Below are 20,017 nucleotides of genomic sequence, written 5' to 3' on the forward strand. Positions count from 1 at the left end.
CGGCACCTCGGAGAAGGGCACCGTGACCGATGACCGATCTACTGGAGACGAGCGCGATCGCGAGCGACTTCCGCAGGCTCGCGGCCGAAGGACGACTCGACCTTCCGTTGCCGGGCGGCGGCCGGACGCGGGACCGGTGGCGGGCGCTGGCCGCGCTTGGCGCCCGCGACCTTTCACTCGCCAGGCTCGCGGAAGGACACACCGACGCGCTGGCGATCCTCGCGGAAAGCGGCGCGAAACCGGTACCCGGCGCGCTCTACGGAGTGTGGGCGGCGAAATCGGGCGGCACCGGCGCGGTGCTCGACAACGGCGTGCTGTCCGGAACGGTCCGGTTCTGCTCCGGCGCGCATCTGCTCGACCGTGCCCTCGTGGCCGCCGGTGACCTGCTTGTCGAGGTCGATCTGCGCGACGAGCGCATCGAGCGGGACGAGCGCGGCTGGCAGGCGATCGGCATGGCCGCTTCCGACAGCGCGGACGTCACCTTCGACCGGATCCCGGTCGGCCCGCAGGACGTGATCGGCGGCGAGGGCTGGTACATATCGCGTCCCGGTTTCGCCTACGGCGGTTGCGGAGTCGCGGCCGTATGGCTGGGCGGTTGCCGGGGCGTCGTCGGCGACGTCAGTGCCTACCTGCGCGACCGCGAGCCGGACGAGCACCAGCTCGCCCACCTCGGTGCGATGCACACCGCGATGGCGGCCTCCGAGGCGCTGCTGGAACGGACGGCGGACGCGATCGACTCCGGCGCCGTGCGGGACGCCAAGCTCGACACGCGACTGTGCCGCGCCGCGGTCGAGGATTGCGCGATGCGCGTGCTGGCGGAAGCACCGAAGGTGACCGGCCCGACTCCACTGTGCAGGGACAGGTCCTTCGCGCGACGGCATGCCGATCTGCTCGTGTACGTACGCCAGCACCACGGGGAACGGGAACTCGCGGCGATCGGCGACCGGCTGCTGCGAGAGAGAGGCACGCGATGAACGATCCGCTTCCCTTCGACCTCCGTGACATCAGGACCGCCACTGTCGTCGCGGCCCATCCCGACGACGAAACCCTTGGTGCCGCCGGGTTTCTCCAGCGCCTGCATTCCGAGGGAGTGTCCGTTTCGCTCGTGGTCGCCACCGACGGTGAGGCCGCGTTTCCCCGCTCGGATCACCGGCTGCGCAAGCAGCTCGGCGAGCTGCGCCGTGCCGAGCTCACCGACTCCCTCACCCGTCTCGGCATCGGCGACGTGGAGCCGCTGTGGCTCGGCCTTCCCGACTCCGGCTTGAGTGAGCACGCCGCCACCCTCACCGGCGAGCTCCGTGTGCTGCTGCGCGACAGCGACGTCTGCCTGGCTCCGTGGCCCGGAGATCCGCACCCCGATCACAGGGAAGCCGGGTTGGCGACGCTGCACGCGGCGCCGGACAACGCACGGTGTCTTTCGTATCCGATCTGGATGTGGCACCAGCTTTCGCCGCACGATTCCGGGATTCCCTGGCATCGCGCCGTCCGGTACGCGCTGACCGGTGCCGAACGAACCGCGAAGGCCAAGGCGATCTCGGCGTTCGTCTCGCAGACCACGCCGGGGCCACACGGTGAGGAACCGATCCTGCCACCCGAGGTGCTCGCCCACTTCGAAGGTGAAGAGGAGCTCTTCTTCCACGAGCGGCCAGGACGATCGGCGTCCGCGCGGCGATTCGCCGAGCTGTACCGGGCTTCGCCGGACCCGTGGAAAACCGAAACCCGGTGGTACGAACGACGCAAACGCTCGGTCGCGCTGTCATCACTTCCCCTGCCGCACTACGGCACGATCATCGAACCCGCCTGTGGGAACGGAAACCTGACCCGCGAACTCGCGGCACGCTGCGACCGGCTGCTCGCCTTCGACCCCGTCCCCGACGCGGTCGCGGCGGCGAGGACAGCGACCTCCGGAATGTCCCATGTGGACATCGACGTCGCCACGCTACCGGAGGGACTGACCGGGCAGGCCGATCTCCTGGTACTCAGCGAGATCCTGTATTACCTCGGCGACGCCGACCTGGCCGAGACCATCGCGCGTTCGGCCACCGTGTCGCGTCGAGGCGGTCATGTACTGGCCGTGCACTGGAAACCGTGGGCGCCGGACGCGCCGCGCGACGGCTGGGACGCCCACCGCAGGTTGCTCACCCACCCCGGTTTCGAACCGCTCGTCGCGCACGACGACGAGGAATTCCTACTGCACGTACTCCAGCGGCGATGATCGCCGCGATCGGCGTGGTGATTCCCGCCAGAGACGAGGAGTCCACCGTCGGCGCGTGTATCGGCGCCGTCGTGCGAGCGTTGCGGCGGCTGCCCCCGTGGATCGAGAAGACGGTGTGTCTCGTCGCGGACCGCTGTTCCGACAACACCGCGGAGGCCGCGACGGCGGCCCTGCGTGGCGCGTGGGCCGGCACGGTGTTGCGGTCGGAGCACACGCGCAGCGTCGGCAACGTACGGGCGCTCGGTACGCGTCGTTGCCTTTCGCTGCTGCGGAACGCCGATCCCGCCAGGACACTGCTCTTGAGCACCGACGCCGACAGCCTCGTCGCGCCCGACTGGGCGCTGGCTCATCTCGGCAGGGCGAACGAGGGGCATCACGCGGTCGCGGGAGTGGCGGAACTGCTGGATTCCGGCGAACTGGGCGCGCGGGCGCTGCGCCGGTACCGAGGCGTGCTCGACGACGCGGCCGGACCGGAGGGACACGGCAACGTCTACGGCGCGAACCTGGGTGTGCGAGCGGACGCCTACCTCGCCGTCGGCGGTTTCGCGCCGCTACCCACCGGCGAAGACCACGACTTGTGGGGCCGGTTGGGGCTGGCCGGTTTCCGTCGCTGTTACGACCGGAAAGCAAGGGTGCTCACCAGCGCGCGAGTGACCGGAAGGGCTCCGGAGGGACTGGCAGCCCTGCTCGACCGGTTGTCGGCCCGCTGACGGCGACGGGGAGACCTTCCGCGACCGGTCCCCGCATGAATCGCCGGTCGGCGGGTAGCCCGGTGGTAGAGCACGAACCGACAAGACATCGATTGGACTGAGTGTTGTGAAGGCTCTCGTGTACGACGGACCGCGCGAAGTCAGCGTCAAGGACGTCCCCGACGCGCGCCTCGAGCGCCCCAACGATGCACTCGTACGAGTGACGAGCACGAACATCTGCGGCTCCGACCTGCACATGTACGAGGGCAGGACACCGATGGAGACGGGCAGGGTGCTTGGCCACGAGAACCTTGGCGAGGTCATCGAAACCGGTGGCGGCGTGGAGCGGGTTCACGTCGGTGACAGGGTGTGCCTTCCGTTCAACATCGGATGTGGGTACTGCGCGAACTGCGAACGCGGCCAGACTGGTTTCTGCCTCAGCGTGGACTCCGACACTCCTGGCGGTGCCTACGGATTCGCCGGGATGGGCAGCTACACCGGCGGTCAGGCGGAATACCTGCGCGTGCCGTGGGCGGACTTCAACTGTCTCGTGCTGCCGGAAGGCAGCGAGGAGAAGGAAAACGACTACGTCATGCTGGCCGACATTTTCCCGACCGGCTACCACGCCACCGAACTCGCTGATGTGTCGCCCGGTGAGTCCGTTGTCATCTACGGTGCGGGCCCCGTCGGTCTGATGGCCGCCTACTCGGCGCGACTCCGGGGCGCTTCGACGGTGATGCTGGTGGATCGCCACGCCGACCGGCTCAAGCTCGCCGAGGAGATCGACGCGATCCCGATCGACGATTCGAAGGTCTCCCCCGTCGACGCGGTACTGGAGCACACCGATGGCAAGGGCGCGGACAAGGGTTGCGAATGCGTCGGTTACCAGGCTCACGACCCCGCCGGCAACGAGGTTCCCGAGTCGACGATGAACGACCTTGTCGCGTCCGTGAAGGCGACCGGCGCGCTCGGCGTCGTCGGCGTCTTCCTGCCCCAGGACGACGGCGCGCCGACCGAGCTGACCAGGCAGGGCAAGCTCCCGTTCGACTTCGGGCAGTTCTGGTTCAAGGGGCAGCGCATGGGAACCGGCCAGGCGAACGTGAAGGCCTACAACAGGTATCTGGCCGACCTGATCGCCAAGGACAAGGCGTCTCCCTCGTGGATCGTGTCCCACGAGGTACCTCTGGAAAGGGCGCCTGAGGCCTACCGCAACTTCGACGACAGGGTCGAAAGCTGGACAAAGGTGATCCTGAAACCCTGACCTCACCGAGCAGGGAGGCATCGCGGGGCGGGCAAAATGGACGGATCTCGCGCGATCGCGGTGAGGAAGTCGTTGAACGCCACGCTGGAGCGGTTGACGCGGCCGGTGTCCTCGGCACTCATACTGCGCACAAGGACAACGGCGACGGCGACCGTGCCGTCATCCCTGCGGATCTCCGTTCCCCTCGCGAGTACGCCCGGCGCGTTGCCTCCCTTGGCGCCGATCGCGAGCAGGCCGGGCTCCGGTTCGGGGACTCGCTCCACGATTCCGCGCGCGATGGCCGCGCCGGGGAAAGTGCCGTGCGCGATGGCCGACCACAGCGAGGCGAGCTGGCGAGCGGTGCCGCCGGGGCCACCTTCGACGAACGCGGGTTCGTCCGCTCCCTTCGGCACCTGACGTGAGTCCACATCAGCCCTGAAGGCGGAGTCGTAGGCATAGCGGCGGGCGATCTCCCACTCCGCTGCCCGCCGCGCTGCCCTTCCTCCTTGCCTCGGCAGTAGCTCAGGAGTGAAGAAGGAGACGGTGAGGCCGGTCGTGCTCGGCAACTCCGGGTCGGCCCATCCGACCGCGCCGGCCGCTCGGGTCAAGGCATCGTCGCCAAGCAGGTCCCTGAGGTAATCGGGGGCGGCATTGTCACTTCTGACGATCATGCGGCTCACCACCTGGCCGAGGGTGACGACCTGGCCGGGATCCCGCGCTCGCATCCCGTTTCTCGGAACACCGAGGTCGTCGAGCGCGTCGGCGTGTGCCTGTTCTCCGCCGCCGAGGACGGCCCAGCGTTCCCAGTCGCCGACCCTGACCGGATCGCCAGGCGAAACGGTCCCTTCGGCGACCGCCATCGCGTAGGCGACGAGGTTCAATACCTTGCCTGCCGAGGCCATCGGCTGGACCTCGTGTGCCCTGCGCTCGACGATCCGGCCACGGCCGTCGTCGGCCACGAGGGCGACGTCCCCTGGATGCGCGCCGAGATAGCCCACCCAGCCCTCGACCGACCCCACATCCGGACGCGCGGGGGAACAGGATCGCTCCGGCTGGGCGGGCGCGGAGCACGCCGTCGCCGCGAACAGGACCACGAATGCCGACAGCACGGCACGGCGCGCGTACTCCCGACGTCTCGTTGCCTCCACCCCTGATTCTGGACATGTCCGTCGCCGTGGGACAAGTCGTGCCGGATTGTCAAGGTCCTTTCGATGTGCGCCGGACGGGGTGTTTGTTTCAGCCGAATCATGTCTTTTTCAAGTTAATCATTGACGAAGATCCGCTGAGCCGGAATCGTGCGGCGTCACCACCTTCCCGGACGAAAGGTGTTGTTCCGCGATGAGATCCCGTCTCCTTCTGGCAGTGTTCGCGCTCGTGGCCGCGTTCGCCGCGACACCGGCCACCGCCGCTCCCGCACAGGTCACCGCCCCGAGCGACGCCTGCTACTCCTGGGACCGCACCCTCTCCGAAGGCGCGTCGGGCGAGGACGTACGCCAACTGCAAATCCGGGTGGCAGGCTATCCGGGGCGCGATGCCGTGCTGGCGATCGACGGGGAGTTCGGCCCGGCGACCGCGGCGGCGGTGTCCCGGTTCCAGCAGGCGTACGGACTCGGCGGCGACGGGGTCGCCGATCAGTCCACGTTCGACAAGATCTACGAGCTACAGGACGACGACTGCACCCCGGTGAACTTCGACTACGGCGAGCTGAACAACTGCAACTCCGACTGGTCGGGCGGCAATGTCCCGGCGGCCGAGGCGAAAGCCAACGCGCTCGTTTCGATGTGGAAGCTACAGGCCATGCGGCACGCCATGGGCGACCAGCCGATCGTGGTCAACGGCGGTTTCCGCAGCGTGTCGTGCAACGACGCGGTCGGCGGCGCACCCGCCAGCAGGCACCTCTTCGGCGACGCCGTCGATCTCGGTGCCGGTTCACAGGGATTCTGCGCGCTCGCCCAGCAGGCACGGGACCACGGTTTCCGCGAGATCCTCGGCCCCGGCTACCCCGGCCACGACGATCACGTCCACGTCGCGCACCGCAGCGGAAAACTCTGGTCTGCACCCAGTTGCGGAATGTGAGCTACCGGCCATCCACAACGGACGGCCGGTAGCGAATCCTCAGCCGTTGACGAAACCGAGACTTGTCTCGTCGTAGCGAGGACCGGCGACCCGCTCGGCCGGCGCGGCGGCCTCGATCGCTTCGACATCCTCAGTGGACAGTTCGACGGCGAGTGCCCCCACGTTCTCCTCAAGGTTGCGCGTGCGCCGGGTACCGGGAATCGGCACGACGTCCTCGCCCCGGTGCAGCACCCAGGCCAGCGCGAGCTGGCCGGCCGACACGCCCTTCGCCGAGGCGAGTTCGGTCAGTTTCGCGACGATCGCCAGGTTCTGCTCGATGTTGCCGTCGGCGAAGCGAGGCTGCCTCCGCCGCATGTCGTCGGCTGCCAGCTCGTCGACCGAGTTGTAGCGCCCGGTCAGAAAACCCCTTCCCAGCGGCGAGAACGGGACGATCCCAATACCGAGTTCCGCGCATACTGGGGCGATGTCGCTCTCGATGTCACGGGTCCAGAGCGACCATTCGCTCTGCAACGCGGCGATCGGATGCACGGCGTGCGCGCGCCGGATGGTCGCCGCGCTCGCTTCGGACAGCCCGAGATGACGCACCTTTCCCTCGGTCACCAGCTCGGCCATGGCCCCGGCGGTTTCCTCGATCGGCACCGTCGGATCGACCCTGTGCTGGTAGTAGAGGTCGATGTGGTCGACGTCGAGCCTCCGCAGCGACGCCTCGCACGCCTGCCGCACGTATGCGGCGTCGCCCCGGATGAGCGTCGGCTCCCCCAACCGGTTCGCGAAACCGAACTTCGTGGCGATCACGACGTCGTCCCTGCGGCCCGCGACGGCTCTGCCGACCAGTTGCTCGTTGTGCCCCGCACCGTAGAAGTCGGCGGTGTCCAGGAAGTTCACCCCGAGACCGATGGCATGGTGCACCGTCGCGATCGACTGCGCGTCGTCCGCCTCACCGTATGCGTGACTCATCCCCATGCAACCGAGGCCCTGCGCGGACACCGCGAGCTGACCCAGCCGCCGGATGGGAACGCCGATCATCGTGTTGCCTCCTCGACTCGAAACCTGTTCACCCCGGCAACGCTATGTGCTGGAGCGCGCTCCATGGCAAATCGCGAACCGCACCGGCGGGACAGGTAGTCCACAACGGAGCGCTCACATCGAGGGGAAGTAGCCCGCCTTCGCGTTGTCGACCTCGGGAAGCACCTCGATGACGCTGCGAAGGTGATCCCGCATCGCCTTTTCCGCCGCGTCGGCGTCACCGGCACACACCGCGTCGATGATGGTCAGATGCTCCGGCAGGGACACGGCTGGCCGTCCCGGCCGCAGCGCGAGCCGGAACTGGTGGCGGACGTTCTGCCCGCGCAAGCGATGCAGGACGGCACCGGCCGTCGCCTGGCCGCTGAGTTCGAGAATCCGTTCGTGCAGTTGCCTGTTGAGTTCCGAGTAGGCCAGAACGTCGCCATCGGCAACGGCGTCCCGCATCCGCCGCCCGCTCTCGCGCAACGCGCTCCGGTCGGCTTCGGTGGCCCGCTCGGCGGCCTTCGCGGCGCACAGCCCCTCGACCACCATGCGTACCTCGGTGATCTCGACGGCCTCTTCGAGAGACACGACCCGCACCCTGGCCCCACGATTCTGGACGCGCTCGACGAGCCCCTCGCTCGCGAGTTGCACGAACGCGTTGCGCAGCGCCGCCCTGCTCACGCCGAACCGCTCGGAAAGTTCGGCTTCGACGAGCCGCTGGCCCGGCGAGAACTCGCCGCCGGTGATGGCATCCCTGATGGCATCGGCGACTCGCGTCGAGAGTTCGGCCGGACCCCTGTCCTTGCCCCGGTTCTCTGCCGTCACCGCTCGACAATAGGCCCTGGCCCGGCGCGGCGCCTCACGCCCCTGCCGGGCCGAGGTCCCGGTCGCGGGGAAAGACCGTGCCGTCGAAGAGTTTGCGCGCGGTGCGGACCACGGTCGAACGCAGGATCCGGGGTTCGGCCGATGCGGCGAAGGTGACGCCGACGGCGAGGCTTCCCTCGGGATGCTCGATCTCCATGGCGCCGCCATCCGGTGGCCGGACGAGCAGTTCGTGTCCGGCCGCGCCGTCGAGCAGCAGCGCCGACAGCACGCTCACCCCGCCGAGAACGCCGATCGAGGGATGCGGCTTGAGCGGAATGAAGGTCCTCGCGCAGATCGCGCCCCCGCTTCTCGGCGCGGCCACCAGACTGGTCTTGGGAACGGATGCCGCGCTGACGTCACCGAGTCCCATCAGCGCGCCCGCTTCGAGGCGCAGCGACTGGACGCGCTCGGCGAGCGCGTCGTCGGCACCGAGTTCGGCCACGGACTCGTATCCGGTGATGCCGAGGTCGCTCGCCCTCGCGACGACGACCGGCATTCCGTTGTCGATACAGGTGACCTCGACGCCGCGGATCTCGTCGGTCACCCTTCCCGTCGGGAGCAGGGTTCCGCACACGGAACCCTCGGTGTCGGCGAAGTCGAGTTCGACCGGGGCCGCGGTGCCTGGGACACCGGAGATCGCGGTCGATCCCGAGTAATCGACGCGCTCTCCCGGCGTGGGGAACGATGCCACCGCGATCGAATCCGTGTTGACCATGCGTATCCGTACGCTCGTCCGCTCCGCGCCAGGAGACACGATTCCGCGTTCGACGGCGAACTGCCCTACCCCGGCGAGAAGATTGCCGCAGTTCTGCCGATCGGAGACCGTCGCGTCGCCGACACCGAGTTGCAGGAACAGGTAGTCGACGTCGGTGTCCGGCCCTTTCGAAGGCGACACGATCGCGACCTTGCTCGTCACCGGCTGCGCTCCCCCGATGCCGTCGATCTGGCGCGGATCCGGTGTTCCCATGATCCGCAACAGCAGATCGTGCAGGGCGTCCCCGCTGGAGGGCAGGTCCTCGGCGAGGAAGTAGGCGCCCTTCGACGTTCCGCCGCGCATCAACATGCAGCGCACGCCTTCGCTCATGCCAGGTGCGCCGTGACTTGCGGGTACAGCCGGACGTATGCCTCGGCCATGGTGTCGTGCGGCAGCCCGAGGTTCGGTCCCGCGTTGCGCTTGAGCTGCACGCCCCTGCGCCTGGCGAGATCGGTGTAGTAATCCCACATGTGCCGTTGCGCGGGCAGGCACTCCATGGCTTCGCGCTTGCGGTCGAATGCCTCGGTGATGTCCAGCAGCACGTCGGGCTTGAAGTCGCACTGCTCGGGCTGATGCGGCTCGAAGCAGAACACCGGAGGCGCACCGAGCGGTTCTCCCGGCGCGTCGTAGCCGATGGCCTGCGCGAGAACCCTTGCCTGCAAAGCCATGCGCGCGGCCGCGGGGTGGTCGCCGTTGTAGGGATCGGCGAGCGCGTGGGTGAGTACGACACTCGGCGACAGCTCGCGGTAGACGCGCACCAGCCGGTCGACGAGCTCCGGCGACTCGACGAGCGGGTAGTCGCCCGCGTCGAGGAAGCGGATCTCGGCACCGAGGGACGAAGCGGCCTTCTTCGCCTCGTCCTCGCGGATCGCCTTGATCTCCTCCAGCGAATGCCCCTCGCGCCAGGCGCGGGCCGACTCCCCGCGTTCGCCGTAGCTCAGGCACACCACAACGGCTCGGAGGCCGCGCTGGGCGGCGAGAGCGATCGCGCCACCCGCCCTCCACACGAAGTCCCCGGCATGCGCGCTGACCACCAGCAGACTTCCCTCGGTTGCGGACATCCGCCCTCCCATCCATCGACCGCCATCCGCAGACTGACAGAGTGAACACAGAATTGTCAACAATTTGGTTGACCAAATCACCGATACCCGCTCGCCCGCGTGGCGACCCGGGGTCTATTCTTTGACTGACCAATCAGACAATCAACGGGAGGTGTGGTGCCACGACGAGCCGATCCGCAGCGCATCGCCCGGAAAAAAGATGAGATCGCCGTCGCCGCCGGCCGGCTTTTCGCCACCAACGGCTTCGAGCGCACGAGCGTCGCGCAGGTCGCCGCCGCCGCGGGGACGAGCACGGCCAGCGTTTTCTACTACTTCAGCGACAAAGCCGCGCTCTTCCGCGCCGTCTTCGAGCGGGACCTGCCGACGGCGGAAGCACTCGTCGGGCGCTACGCCGACGCGGAAGCGCCCGTCCCCGCGATTCTCGACATGCTCTCCCAGCTCGCGGAAGACGCCGCCGACCCAGCCGCGTCCGGCATGCTCGTGGAGCTGTTGCGCCGCGTCGACCACGATCCCGAACTGCTGGCCGTCGTCATGCGCACGGCGGAGGTGATCCGCGAAGGGCTGGCCACGCTCATCGCGCGCGGCATCGCCGATGGCGACATCGACGCGGAACTCGAACCGGCCGGGACGGCGACCTGGTTGCAGGCCGTCGTCGACGCGACCTACCTCAACGCGAGCCCAGGGCACTCGCCGTTGCCCGAGCTGCGGCGCACCGCACTGGGCTATCTCGCCCCTCGCTGGAAGGAAGAAACGAAAACCCCATGACCGAACACGGCCTCACCATCTCCGTCCCGGCGAGCTGGCTCTGGCTCTTCCGCCTCGCGGGCGGCGCGCTCGGTTTCGGGCTGGCTTTCGTCGTCGGCCCCGTCGTCGACTGGCTGCTCAGCCTCGCGGGCGGCGCGCCCGGCCCACTGCGGCTCGCGGCGGAATTGCCACCAGTGTGGGCCATTCCCGTGCTGACGCTCGCCGGGCTCGGCCTCGGTTTCTGGTTCGCGCGGCAATGGCGCGACGAAGCGGGCCGCATCGAAGTCTCGGCTGAGGGCATCACCGTGCACCGCGGGGGCACCAGCAGGCACGTCGACCGCGCCACGATCAACGCCGTGTTCACCGACGGCAAGGACCTGGTGCTGCTCGACGCCCGCTCCGGCGAGCTGCTGCGAGCCCCGGTCGACGACGTTCTGGTCAGCGGGCTGCGCGCGGCTTGCGACCAGCTCGGCCACCCGTGGAAGGGCACCACCGACCCGCGCGAGGACGCGTTCGTGACCTGGATCGACGGAAGCGCCACATTGGATACTCACGCGCACGAACTGTTCAGGGCACGGCAACGCGCGCTTGCCGACAAGTTGCCCGGCGCGGCGGAGAAGGCCCGCGACGAACTTCGCGACCTCGGCTTCGCGGTCCGCGACCGCAAGAACGGTCAGCAGTACCGGATCGTCACCAGCACCGCGTGAGCAGTCCACCGCGTGATGGATCCGGCTCCCACCACAGAGGGAGGAAACCCGCCCTTCACTCCGGCAAGGTCGATCTCGCCGAAGACAACCACCAGTGAAGAGGGGCAGTGATCATGCGCAGGGTAACGAGGACGGCGATCGCGGCGACGCTGAGCGTACTGGCCGTATCGGCAGCGACGGGCGCGGCGGGTGCGGAGATGGCTTCCGGAACGGAACCGGGCCCGGCGGCCGAGTCCGCGCAGGGGGCACGGATCGTCGGCAGCGGAGGGGCGCGCCTTCCCGACCCTTCCGGCAACGGCGACCCGGTGTGGTTCAAGGTGGACGGGCGCATGTCACCGGAAGGCCAACACTCCGGCAGGTTCCACGTCATTCACCGCACCCCCGACGGCGGTCCTTTCGCCGAATTCGAGGGCCGGATCGACTGCGTGTTCGCCGTGGAGGGGCAAGGAGTCGTGACGGGCATCATCGAGAAGGTCGACGCGCCCGCGCTGCCGCCGGACGTCGACCTCATGGGGCGCAGGGTCGGTGTCAGCATCAAGGACAACCGGCACGGTCCCGACGCCATCGGCTGGAGCTGGAGCACCGGAGGTTTCGAGCAGGACACCCTCCCCTGCAACAGCGTGCCACCGTTCCTCGACATCGAGCACGGCGGCTACCACGTCTCCGGATCGATGTTCGGCTGAGGAATTCTCGCTGGTCAGGGCACCCGGCCAAAGTTGGCCGGGTGCAGACCTTCCCCCGAGCACCTCGCTCGCGCACCGTCATGGTCCATCGCGGCAAGGACCAAGCCGGGCCGCTCGAACCAAGGAGAGCACGTGGCTGTGGTGAGCAACCGCCGATGGCTCGTCGGGATCGCGGGCGGCGTCGCACTGACCATGACGGCGAGCACCATGCCGACGGCGATCGCGGCAATGTCCGCGGAGGAACGCCCCGAGACGCAAGCACAACTCGACCGGTACCAGTCGATCGCGGGCCCTGGTGCCGCCGTGTACGCCGGAAACAGCGAAACCGCATGGACTCTGTCGGCCGGAAGCGCCAGTACCCGCGAGCGCAGGCCGATCACCTCGACCGACCACTTCCCCATCGCGAGCCAGACGAAGACATTCACCGCGGCGGTCGTGCTTCAGCTCGCCGACGAGGACCTGATCGCCTTGGATACCCCGATCGAGCGGTACCTGCCCGGCGTCGTCACCGGCAACTACGACGGTACCGTCATCACCGTGCGCCAGCTCCTGCAACACACGAGCGGAATGGTGGAGAACGTCTCCGACGCGAAACCGCGTCCCGACGGCGGCTACGAGCTGGCCGAACTGGTCCGGTCGGCGATGGACGAACCCGCGCAGGCCGCGCCGGGCGAAGACGTGAAGTACTCCAACGTCGCCTACCTGGTACTCGGCATGCTGATCGAGGAGAAGACGGGGAAGACCGTCGGTGAGGCGATCACCGAACGGATCATCGAACCGCTCGGCCTGGACGGCACGTCGTTTCCCGCGCACGGCGAACGCGCCCTCGCCGAACCTTTCGTGCCCGGCTATCTGGGCGGCAGGCTGCCGCCGTTCTTCTTCTGGCGGGACAACACCACTGCTGTCGAGCTGTCGATGTGGTCGACGGCCGGCGCGCTGCGATCGACGTTGCACGATTCGGCGACGTTCTTCAGGGCCCTGCTCGACGGCGAGGTCATCTCGGCCGGAGCGCTGGCCGAAATGCGTACCTTCATCCCGGCCGGCCAGGGTGGAGCGGGACTCGGCATCGACGAGATCCCACTGTCGTGCGGAGGCACGGCGCTCACCAAGAACGGCAACCTGAACACCGGCCACACTTCGATGACGGCGGTGACCGACGACGGCCGGTTCGCCTCCGTCGTCACCAACACGCTCGCCAACACGCCACAGCAGGGCACCCAGCTTCTCGCGGTACTCGATTCGGCGCTCTGCGAATGACCGGGGTTGCCGGTGGCGTCGTCACCGGCAACCTGTCCGGTTCGTGTGTTTCGCATGCGGGACCGGGGTCGTTGTCACTGTCGGACGGCGGCGTGCTCCGGCGAGGCTGTGTTCATGTACCGATACCTGACCGCCCTGCTCCTCGGTTTCCTGATGCTGGGAGGGACACCGGCCGAAGCCCGGGAACCGGCCGCGCCACCCGTCTCGGATCTCGCCGGACGAGTGGCTGAGCTGATCGGCGAGCAACTCCGGCGAGACCGGATACCCGGCGCCGTTGTCACCGTCGTCGCCGGAGGAAAGACGGTGCTTTCGGAAGGTTACGGGCTCGCCGAGGTCTCCGGACAGCGCCCGATGGACCCCGGCACCGCGCTGTTCGCCGCGTCGGAGGCCAAGATGTTCACCGCGGTCGCCGCGGCCCAGTTGATCACCTCGGGCCGGATCGACCCCGACGCCGACGTGAACCGGTACCTGAGCGATTTCCAGATCGAGGACACCTTTCCCGGCGAGCCGGTGACCATGAACCACCTGCTGACTCACACCGCCGGATTCGACAGTGACTACGTTGGCTTCAACAGCGAAACCGGGACAGGAATCCAGTCACTCGGCGAGAACCTTGCTGAGAAGCAACCGAAACGGGTGCGCGCTCCAGGGCGCACGATGGCCTACGACAACTACGGTGTCGCGCTCGCGGGACACCTCGTCGAGGAGGTGTCGGGAAAGCCGTTCGACCGGTATCTCGCCGACCACGTCTTCGGCCCGCTCGGCATGGACGACAGCACGGTGACCCAGCCGACGCCTCCGGCGATCGCGGCGAAGCTCGCCGGTGGCTACCGGCCGGACGGCACCGATTACGTTGCCGCGAAAGGCCAGCACGGACCATGGACCCCGACCGGTGCGGGCGCGATCATGACCGCGGCCGACATGGGCCGGTTCATGACAGCTCTGCTCGAAGGGGACTCCCGGCTCGGCGACGGAGTCGCCGAACTGGTGACCCGGCAGCACTTCACCGCCGATGAGCGCGTCCCCGGCATCGCTTATCTGATGGTGGAGGGCGAACACGGCGAAGCCAGGACGGTGACCAAGGACGGCGACCTTCCGGGATTCCACCACGAAACGGCACTGGTTCCCGAGCACGGCGTCGGTGTCTACGTCGGATTCAACGGTGACGGCGTGGCCGACGCCGCGTTCCACGACGCGAAGACCGTCCGCGACACGGTGCTCGACCACCTTCTGCCCGCGAAGGCGCCGTCCAGGCCGGGGGCCGTCCCCGGCGACATGAGCTCGTTCGAAGGCACCTACCGCGCTTCGGCGACCAGTGAGTACTCGCTGGCCAAGGTCACCGCGCTGACCACGCCGGTCACGGTCGAAGCGGTCGGCGGCACCGGTATCCGGACGAGCGGGGTCAGCATCGATCCTGCCAAGGACGTTCAGGAATGGACACACGTCGGCGCCGGCGAATTCGCCGAACTCGACGGCACGGGGCGGCTGGTTTTCGACCGCCATGGCAACCTGGTGAGTACATCGGGACCGGAGGCGATGACATACGTTCCCCTTGCCTGGTACCAGAATCCGACCGCGCACCTGGTGCTGTTCGGCCTCGGGGGTGTCGGGCTGCTCACCGGCCTGCTCTGGTTTCCCATCGCGGCGCTGATCCGGCGCAAGCGTGGCGAAAGCACGACCACCGGCCGGAAGGTCTGCGGCATCGTCACCTGGTCGACATGCGCGGTCGGTGCCGGGTTCCTCGCGGGATTCTTCACGCTCGTCGCGGACGGCAACGCCATGAACGAGACGATCCTCGTCGGCTCACCGCTGTTGACCGTGCTGCCCTATCTTCCGTCGGCGATGCTCGTGACCTTGCTGGCCATGCTGGCTTTCACCGTCGTCGGCCCGGTCAGGAAATGGTGGAACCGCTGGCAAGCAATCGGATACGTGGCATTGACACTGGCGACCGTCGCCTTCCTCGGGGTGTGCGTCTACTACAACCTGCTCGCCATCGGCGACACGGTTTCCCCCGGCGGATTCCATGCGAGCTGAACGCACCCGGCCGGTAGGCTCTCTGGTTGCCCGAGGGGAGGGAAAGTCGTGACCAGCCAGATCGACGTGTTGCTCGCCGAGGACATGCATCTCGTCAGGGGCGCGCTCGCCGCCCTGCTCAGCGGCGAACCCGACATTTCCGTCGTCGCCGAGGTGGCCAACGGCGACCGGATACTTCCCGCGGTTCTTGAGCATGAACCGGATGTCGCCGTGCTGGACGTCGACCTCCCCGGCATCGATGGCATCACCGCGGCGTCGCTGATCCACGAGCACCGCCCCGGCTGCGCGGTGCTCGTGCTCACCGCGCTGGGCAGGCCGACGATCCTCCGGAAGGCGATGGCTGTCGACGCGCTCGGATTCCTGGTGAAGGACGCCGCTCCCACGGAACTCGCCCCTGCGATCAGGGCGGTGGCCCGAGGCGAGCGGGTACTCGACGCGAAGCTGGCCGCCGCCGCGTTGCGGCTGCGGGACAACCCGCTGAGCGAGCGGGAAATGGCTGTTCTGCGGCAAGCGGCCGACGGCGCCGACGTCAAGGACATCGCCGAGCGACTGTTTCTCAGCAGGGGAACGGTCCGAAACTACCTCGGCATCATCGTGACCAAATTGGACGCGCGCAACCGGCTCGACGCGGTGCGGATCGCGACGGAACACGACTGGTTGTGAGCCCGGCACGTCATTCGGCAAGTGGTTGCCTCACCACGATTTCGAAGTGCTCGCCGTCCGTGCGCGTCGCGAAGGTCCCGCCGAGCGCGGAACACCGCGCGCTCAGATTCGCGATGCCGCTGCCCTGGCCGGATTCGCCGTCCTTCCGGAGAACCCGGTCGTTGGCCACGCGCAGCAGGACCTCGTTCCCTGACAGTCGCGTCTCGACGGCACACACCTCGGCCTTGCTGTGCCTGAGCACGTTGGTCACCGCCTCGCGCAACACCGTCGCGAGCAACGCGTCGACGCGCGCGGGGAGGGCGGGGTGACCGAGGGCGAACCTGGCTTCGGTTCCCGCCGCCCGCAACACGTCGCGGGCGGATTCCAGTTCCTCGTCGAAGCAGACGTCCGCGCCGTCGTCGGGTACGGCGACCAGTTCGGCGAGTGACCTGCGGGCGAGGGTCGCGATCTCGTCCAGTTCGGCGCCGGCCGAACCGGGGACTCTCACCGCCAGCTCCGCTTTGATCGTGATCGCCGTGATCCCGTAGCCGAGGAAATCGTGCACGTCCTTGGCGATCCTTCGCCGCTCCCGCGTCACCGCGATCTCGGCGAGCTGCCGCCGCGCCTCCCCCACCTGCCCGACGACCCTCGTGGTCTCCGCGATCCCGTGGAAAATCACGGCGAGCACGGCCGTGTCGATCGTCGCGGCAAGCAGCTCGTGCGTCGCGACTCCGCGAACGGTCAGCACGAAGGACGCGGCGAGCAGCAGGGAAGTGGCCAGCGGCCAGGAAAACCGGGCCGGGAGCGAGATCAGGACCGCTCCGGCCGCGAGCCCGACGAGTTGCGAATGCGGCGGCCCCGGCAGGAAAAGCGGCACCAGCGCCAGCACGATCTCGGCGGGCAGCGTCCACGACAACAGCGGAAACCGCCGCGCTTGCGTCCTCGGCAACGAATGATGCAGCTGTAGCCCGACGACGGCACCGATCAGCAGCAGGTACCCCGCGAACAAAGGCGCGCCCGCGACGAAAAGCACGGCCACCACGAGATAGACGATGTGCACCGTGATCATGATCGGCACCATGAGCCGAGGGGTGAGATCGTCGGGCGCCTCGACCCGAACCGGATCCGGGGGTCTGCGCACCCGCCGCGCGGTTTCCGCGGCGAGCGCGATGATCCGCGTCGGATCCCCCTGCCCCGCAAGCCTGATGATCTCCGACAACGCCTTGCCGATGGAGCGCTCCAGCTCCCCGGAAGCCAGTTCTCGTTCCCTGGCAACCGATTCCTCGGCGAGCTGTCCCCTTGTCGCGTGAAGCCGCACGCGCAGCTCGTCGAGGCGGGTCAGCGCGAAGATCACCAGGCCATGGGAAATCGTGTTGCCGATCGCGTTCGCGCAGTCGTAGACCGTGGCAGTGTTCATCAGTCCCGCGGCGACCACGACCGCCGCGAAGGCCGCCCACCTGACCCACCCTCGCACGATCAGCAGTAGCGACCCCGCGAGAAACCCCGGCAACCCGGCCCACGGGAACACCGCCACCTGGATCGCCAGCGTCCACCAGCCACGCAACCGCCTCGTCGCGGGAAGGCATTGCACGACCTGCACCGCGAACATCACCGCCGCGGCCCAGCCCGGCAGTTCCAGTCGCGGCCCCACCGCGAGCGCGGCCAGGACGACGACGATCAGCACGATCGGGAATGGTATCGGCCGGCGAAAACGGCCCGTGGCGCGAAGTACGCCACGGGCCGCACCCCTTACCGATCAGGGAATGACGCGGTTGCGCAGGTTGTTCGGGTATGGCCCCTCGCCGTGGGCGTTCAGTTCCCTCGCCACCTCGAAGGTGTAGAACGGGTGCGAAGCGAAGTAGCTGTCGAGGTTGGTCCCGCCGTAGCAGATGAGGTCGGCGCCACCCGGCGAGTTCGGGCCGTTGCACAGGCTCAGCGTCGGGTACTTGAACGCGTCGTGTGCACGGAAGCCCGCGCCGCCTGGTCCCGGAACCGGAAGGTGTCCGACGAGGCCACCGGGGTCACCCTGGACGTTCGAGTCGACCGGCTGGCGCCTGCCGTCGGCGAACAGGATGCCCTGGATGTTGCGGCCTGCCGGTTCGGTCTCCAGCACCGTGCCCGCGACGAGCGCGCCGAGGCTGAAGCCCGCGATGTAGACCTTGGTGTCGAGGCCGCAGCCGTGCGTGACGTACAGGTCGTACAGCGCCTTGCGGAGGTTGGCGACGCCGACGTCGACGTTGTGGTAGAGGTTGATGTCGGTGATCGCGTTCGGGTAGGGAATGCGGACCGGGTCCGCGCCCTGCGGGGAGAACGAGCGGTTCAGCAGTTTCTCCGCACCGCCGTCCTGCCAGCCGGGGACCACGAACATCACCGGCGCGCACGCCTTGGCCGCCTTGGCCTGTTTGGCGGGGGCGGCCTGAGCGGCCCCCGAGGTGAGCACGGTCGCCACACAGGCGACCGCGGCAGCGGCGGCGGTGAACCATCGCCGTCGCCGGGAACTGAATCTGGTCGTCACAGTCCGTCCTTTCCATGGTGGTGCCGCGACAGCGGCGTGACGGATCGTCACGTCCACCGGCGAGCGGTCACCAGGTCAGCGACCGGCCATATCCGGCCGGTGATCACTGACCTGCGGTGACGCCCGACAGCACCACCCGATCCAGCGAACGGTGAGCCGCTACGGTGCGTGCCGCTGAGATCCGCGTCCAGGACGCCGAGATGCACGTTCGGGCCAGCGAGATGCGCATCCAGTGCGTGAGATCCGCACTCGGGACGGCGAGATCCGCGCTCGGGACGGTGAGATCTGCATCCGGGAGGGCGAGATCCGCGCTCGGGTCGGCACACCGTCCGCGCGGCCGTCATGGCCTCCACGGTTGGTGGGGCCGCGAACCGCGGTGCGAGATCCGAGGCGCGAAACCGTACAAACAGGACGGAGCACGACCTTGCTCCGGAAGCCCCTGCGCGGTTCCGGCGGGCCTCGCGGCGTGAGTGCGGAACTCGGCGGCCTGGGCGGGGAACTCGACGACCTGGGCGCGGAACTCGGCAACCTGGGCGGGGGACTCGACGCCCAGGTTGCGGATCTCGACGGGCTGGGCGGGGGACTCGCGGGTCCCGGGCGCCGCGGGCGGGTCCCGGGCGTTCCGGGCGAGTCCCGGACTGGTCCCGGGCTGGGCGGGGGACTCGCGGGGCGCGGGCTGGGCGCCGTCAGGGCAGCAGGGCTCGCCTCGCCTCCTCCGCCGTCCGCAGCAACTGGGCGGCGAACCTTTCCTTGTCACCACGGGAATACCGGGCGACGGGCATCGCGATGCTCAACGCCGCGATCTCACCTTCGATTGCCCCCAGTGCGACCGCGAACGCCGCGACCCCGGGTTCGCTCTCCTCGAAATTGGACCCGATGCGGTCGTGCCGGGTACCGGCCAGCTCACGATGAAGCGCGTCGAGATCCACGACGGGCCGGTCGTCGAGCGCCGCCGCCGTGTACCTGGCGTCCACCTCGTGCCTTGGCAGGCCCGCCAGCATCGCCTTGCCTGCCGAGGTGCGGTGCGCTGGCAGCCTGACCCCTGTCCGCAACCCGAACCTGAGCGCGTGGACAGCCTCGATGCCGTCGAGGTGATGGATCTCGGTACCCACGAGCACGGCGAGGTGACTGGTCTCCTCGACTCGCTCGAAGAGTCGTTCGAGAAACGGGCGCACCCTCGCCCGCAGCGACGGCACCGAGCCGGAACCGGCAGGCCGCGGATAGGCGGGTCCCGGTTCGTAGCGTTTGTGCTCGCCCTGTACCGCGAAGTCGTCGCCGACGAGCGTCACCAACAGCCGTTGCGCCGTGGACGGGTTGACATCCAGCGCCCGCGCCGCCTCGGTCACGCTCAGCGAGCCTTGTGCGGCCATCAGCTTGAGGAGCACGAGCGCGCGGTGGACCGACTCAACGCGCCCCGGTTCGTCATTGCGTATCACGCAAAAACTCTACAACATCTTGCGACATGCGCAAGACTTTGGTTACCGTTCGATCCGGTCAACCGGACGAACGCCTCCGGTGGTCACCAATC

19 protein-coding genes are annotated in these 20,017 nt (G+C 68.4%); 11 read left to right on the plus strand and 8 right to left on the minus strand.

The annotated features are described in order from the left end of the window. Positions 1-29 precede the first annotated feature (29 nt). From BAY61_RS22055 to BAY61_RS22070, 4 genes are all read left to right on the plus strand, one after another. The gene (locus BAY61_RS22055; protein WP_091809659.1) at positions 30-974 is read left to right on the plus strand and encodes an acyl-CoA dehydrogenase family protein; all 945 of its coding nucleotides are present in this window, start codon (positions 30-32) and stop codon (positions 972-974) included. Further along, entirely contained in the window at positions 971-2,215 is a 1,245-nt protein-coding gene (locus BAY61_RS22060; RefSeq protein ID WP_091809657.1) for a bifunctional PIG-L family deacetylase/class I SAM-dependent methyltransferase, read from the plus strand. The genes BAY61_RS22055 and BAY61_RS22060 overlap by 4 nt, the downstream gene beginning before the upstream one ends. After that, positions 2,212-2,925 carry a glycosyltransferase family 2 protein gene (locus BAY61_RS22065; protein ID WP_091809655.1) on the plus strand — a complete coding sequence of 238 codons (714 nt, stop codon included), beginning with the start codon at positions 2,212-2,214 and terminating at the stop codon, positions 2,923-2,925. The genes BAY61_RS22060 and BAY61_RS22065 overlap by 4 nt, the downstream gene beginning before the upstream one ends. A gap of 106 nt (positions 2,926-3,031) precedes the next feature. Beyond that, the gene (locus BAY61_RS22070; protein ID WP_091809653.1) at positions 3,032-4,165 is read left to right on the plus strand and encodes a glutathione-independent formaldehyde dehydrogenase; all 1,134 of its coding nucleotides are present in this window, start codon (positions 3,032-3,034) and stop codon (positions 4,163-4,165) included. A gap of 2 nt (positions 4,166-4,167) precedes the next feature. Here the strand turns inward: BAY61_RS22070 and BAY61_RS22075 are convergent, their stop codons facing one another. Beyond that, positions 4,168-5,292: a serine hydrolase gene (locus BAY61_RS22075; RefSeq protein WP_143021453.1), complete on the minus strand. Its 1,125-nt coding sequence runs from the start codon at positions 5,290-5,292 to the stop codon at positions 4,168-4,170. 190 nt (positions 5,293-5,482) lie between these two features. Here BAY61_RS22075 and BAY61_RS22080 point away from each other — a divergent pair, with 190 nt between their 5' ends. After that, on the plus strand, positions 5,483-6,220 hold the full coding sequence (locus BAY61_RS22080) for a D-Ala-D-Ala carboxypeptidase family metallohydrolase (protein ID WP_091809649.1): 738 nt from the start codon (positions 5,483-5,485) through the stop codon (positions 6,218-6,220). A gap of 39 nt (positions 6,221-6,259) precedes the next feature. On the opposite strand, the gene BAY61_RS22085 is transcribed toward BAY61_RS22080, so the two are convergent. From BAY61_RS22085 to BAY61_RS22100, 4 genes are all read right to left on the minus strand, one after another. Further along, positions 6,260-7,246 carry an aldo/keto reductase gene (locus BAY61_RS22085; protein ID WP_091809647.1) on the minus strand — a complete coding sequence of 329 codons (987 nt, stop codon included), beginning with the start codon at positions 7,244-7,246 and terminating at the stop codon, positions 6,260-6,262. A 114-nt stretch (positions 7,247-7,360) separates the two neighbouring features. Then, entirely contained in the window at positions 7,361-8,053 is a 693-nt protein-coding gene (locus BAY61_RS22090) for a GntR family transcriptional regulator (protein ID WP_091809645.1), read from the minus strand. 34 nt (positions 8,054-8,087) lie between these two features. Continuing rightward, positions 8,088-9,176, minus strand: coding sequence for a 4-oxalomesaconate tautomerase (locus tag BAY61_RS22095; protein ID WP_091809643.1), 1,089 nt, complete (start codon positions 9,174-9,176; stop codon positions 8,088-8,090). After that, positions 9,173-9,907: a PIG-L deacetylase family protein gene (locus tag BAY61_RS22100; RefSeq protein ID WP_091809641.1), complete on the minus strand. Its 735-nt coding sequence runs from the start codon at positions 9,905-9,907 to the stop codon at positions 9,173-9,175. The genes BAY61_RS22095 and BAY61_RS22100 overlap by 4 nt, the downstream gene beginning before the upstream one ends. 156 nt (positions 9,908-10,063) lie before the next feature. Here BAY61_RS22100 and BAY61_RS22105 point away from each other — a divergent pair, with 156 nt between their 5' ends. The 6 genes from BAY61_RS22105 to BAY61_RS22130 all read left to right on the plus strand — a co-directional run bounded on the left by BAY61_RS22105 (position 10,064) and on the right by BAY61_RS22130 (position 15,995). Then, the gene (locus tag BAY61_RS22105; protein WP_170140303.1) at positions 10,064-10,672 is read left to right on the plus strand and encodes a TetR/AcrR family transcriptional regulator; all 609 of its coding nucleotides are present in this window, start codon (positions 10,064-10,066) and stop codon (positions 10,670-10,672) included. Then, the gene (locus tag BAY61_RS22110) at positions 10,669-11,358 is read left to right on the plus strand and encodes a YqeB family protein (protein WP_091809637.1); all 690 of its coding nucleotides are present in this window, start codon (positions 10,669-10,671) and stop codon (positions 11,356-11,358) included. The genes BAY61_RS22105 and BAY61_RS22110 overlap by 4 nt, the downstream gene beginning before the upstream one ends. A gap of 113 nt (positions 11,359-11,471) precedes the next feature. After that, positions 11,472-12,041, plus strand: coding sequence for a hypothetical protein (locus BAY61_RS22115; protein WP_176879866.1), 570 nt, complete (start codon positions 11,472-11,474; stop codon positions 12,039-12,041). 132 nt (positions 12,042-12,173) lie between these two features. After that, positions 12,174-13,298: a serine hydrolase domain-containing protein gene (locus BAY61_RS22120; protein WP_091809635.1), complete on the plus strand. Its 1,125-nt coding sequence runs from the start codon at positions 12,174-12,176 to the stop codon at positions 13,296-13,298. A 114-nt stretch (positions 13,299-13,412) separates the two neighbouring features. Then, positions 13,413-15,332: a serine hydrolase domain-containing protein gene (locus BAY61_RS22125; protein ID WP_170140304.1), complete on the plus strand. Its 1,920-nt coding sequence runs from the start codon at positions 13,413-13,415 to the stop codon at positions 15,330-15,332. 48 nt (positions 15,333-15,380) lie between these two features. Beyond that, positions 15,381-15,995, plus strand: a complete 615-nt coding sequence (locus BAY61_RS22130; RefSeq protein ID WP_211323636.1) for a response regulator transcription factor — start codon at positions 15,381-15,383, stop codon at positions 15,993-15,995. Positions 15,996-16,005: 10 nt separating this feature from the next. Here BAY61_RS22130 and BAY61_RS22135 read toward each other — a convergent pair whose 3' ends face one another. The 3 genes from BAY61_RS22135 to BAY61_RS22145 form a co-directional block, all read right to left on the minus strand. Then, on the minus strand, positions 16,006-17,658 hold the full coding sequence (locus BAY61_RS22135) for a sensor histidine kinase (protein ID WP_091809632.1): 1,653 nt from the start codon (positions 17,656-17,658) through the stop codon (positions 16,006-16,008). A 72-nt stretch (positions 17,659-17,730) separates the two neighbouring features. After that, positions 17,731-18,489 carry a hypothetical protein gene (locus BAY61_RS22140; RefSeq protein ID WP_245865340.1) on the minus strand — a complete coding sequence of 253 codons (759 nt, stop codon included), beginning with the start codon at positions 18,487-18,489 and terminating at the stop codon, positions 17,731-17,733. Between the two features lie 686 nt (positions 18,490-19,175). Then, positions 19,176-19,925, minus strand: a complete 750-nt coding sequence (locus BAY61_RS22145) for an IclR family transcriptional regulator (RefSeq protein ID WP_094168513.1) — start codon at positions 19,923-19,925, stop codon at positions 19,176-19,178. Between the last annotated feature and the right edge of the window lie 92 nt (positions 19,926-20,017).

Origin of the sequence: Prauserella marina, assembly GCF_002240355.1 — a bacterium.
In the GTDB taxonomy this organism is placed as follows: Bacteria; Actinomycetota; Actinomycetes; order Mycobacteriales; family Pseudonocardiaceae; genus Prauserella_A; species Prauserella_A marina.

Excerpts from the sequence above, each read along its gene's own strand:
- BAY61_RS22060 (WP_091809657.1), top strand. The coding sequence starts at position 971 with ATGAACGATCCGCTTCCCTTCGACCTCCGTGACATCAGGACCGCCACT.
- BAY61_RS22055 (WP_091809659.1), top strand. The coding sequence starts at position 30 with ATGACCGATCTACTGGAGACGAGCGCGATCGCGAGCGACTTCCGCAGG.
- BAY61_RS22065 (WP_091809655.1), top strand. The coding sequence starts at position 2,212 with ATGATCGCCGCGATCGGCGTGGTGATTCCCGCCAGAGACGAGGAGTCC.
- BAY61_RS22080 (WP_091809649.1), top strand. The coding sequence starts at position 5,483 with ATGAGATCCCGTCTCCTTCTGGCAGTGTTCGCGCTCGTGGCCGCGTTC.
- BAY61_RS22095 (WP_091809643.1), bottom strand. The coding sequence starts at position 9,176 with ATGAGCGAAGGCGTGCGCTGCATGTTGATGCGCGGCGGAACGTCGAAG.
- BAY61_RS22085 (WP_091809647.1), bottom strand. The coding sequence starts at position 7,246 with ATGATCGGCGTTCCCATCCGGCGGCTGGGTCAGCTCGCGGTGTCCGCG.
- BAY61_RS22110 (WP_091809637.1), top strand. The coding sequence starts at position 10,669 with ATGACCGAACACGGCCTCACCATCTCCGTCCCGGCGAGCTGGCTCTGG.
- BAY61_RS22125 (WP_170140304.1), top strand. The coding sequence starts at position 13,413 with ATGTACCGATACCTGACCGCCCTGCTCCTCGGTTTCCTGATGCTGGGA.
- BAY61_RS22100 (WP_091809641.1), bottom strand. The coding sequence starts at position 9,907 with ATGTCCGCAACCGAGGGAAGTCTGCTGGTGGTCAGCGCGCATGCCGGG.
- BAY61_RS22115 (WP_176879866.1), top strand. The coding sequence starts at position 11,472 with ATGCGCAGGGTAACGAGGACGGCGATCGCGGCGACGCTGAGCGTACTG.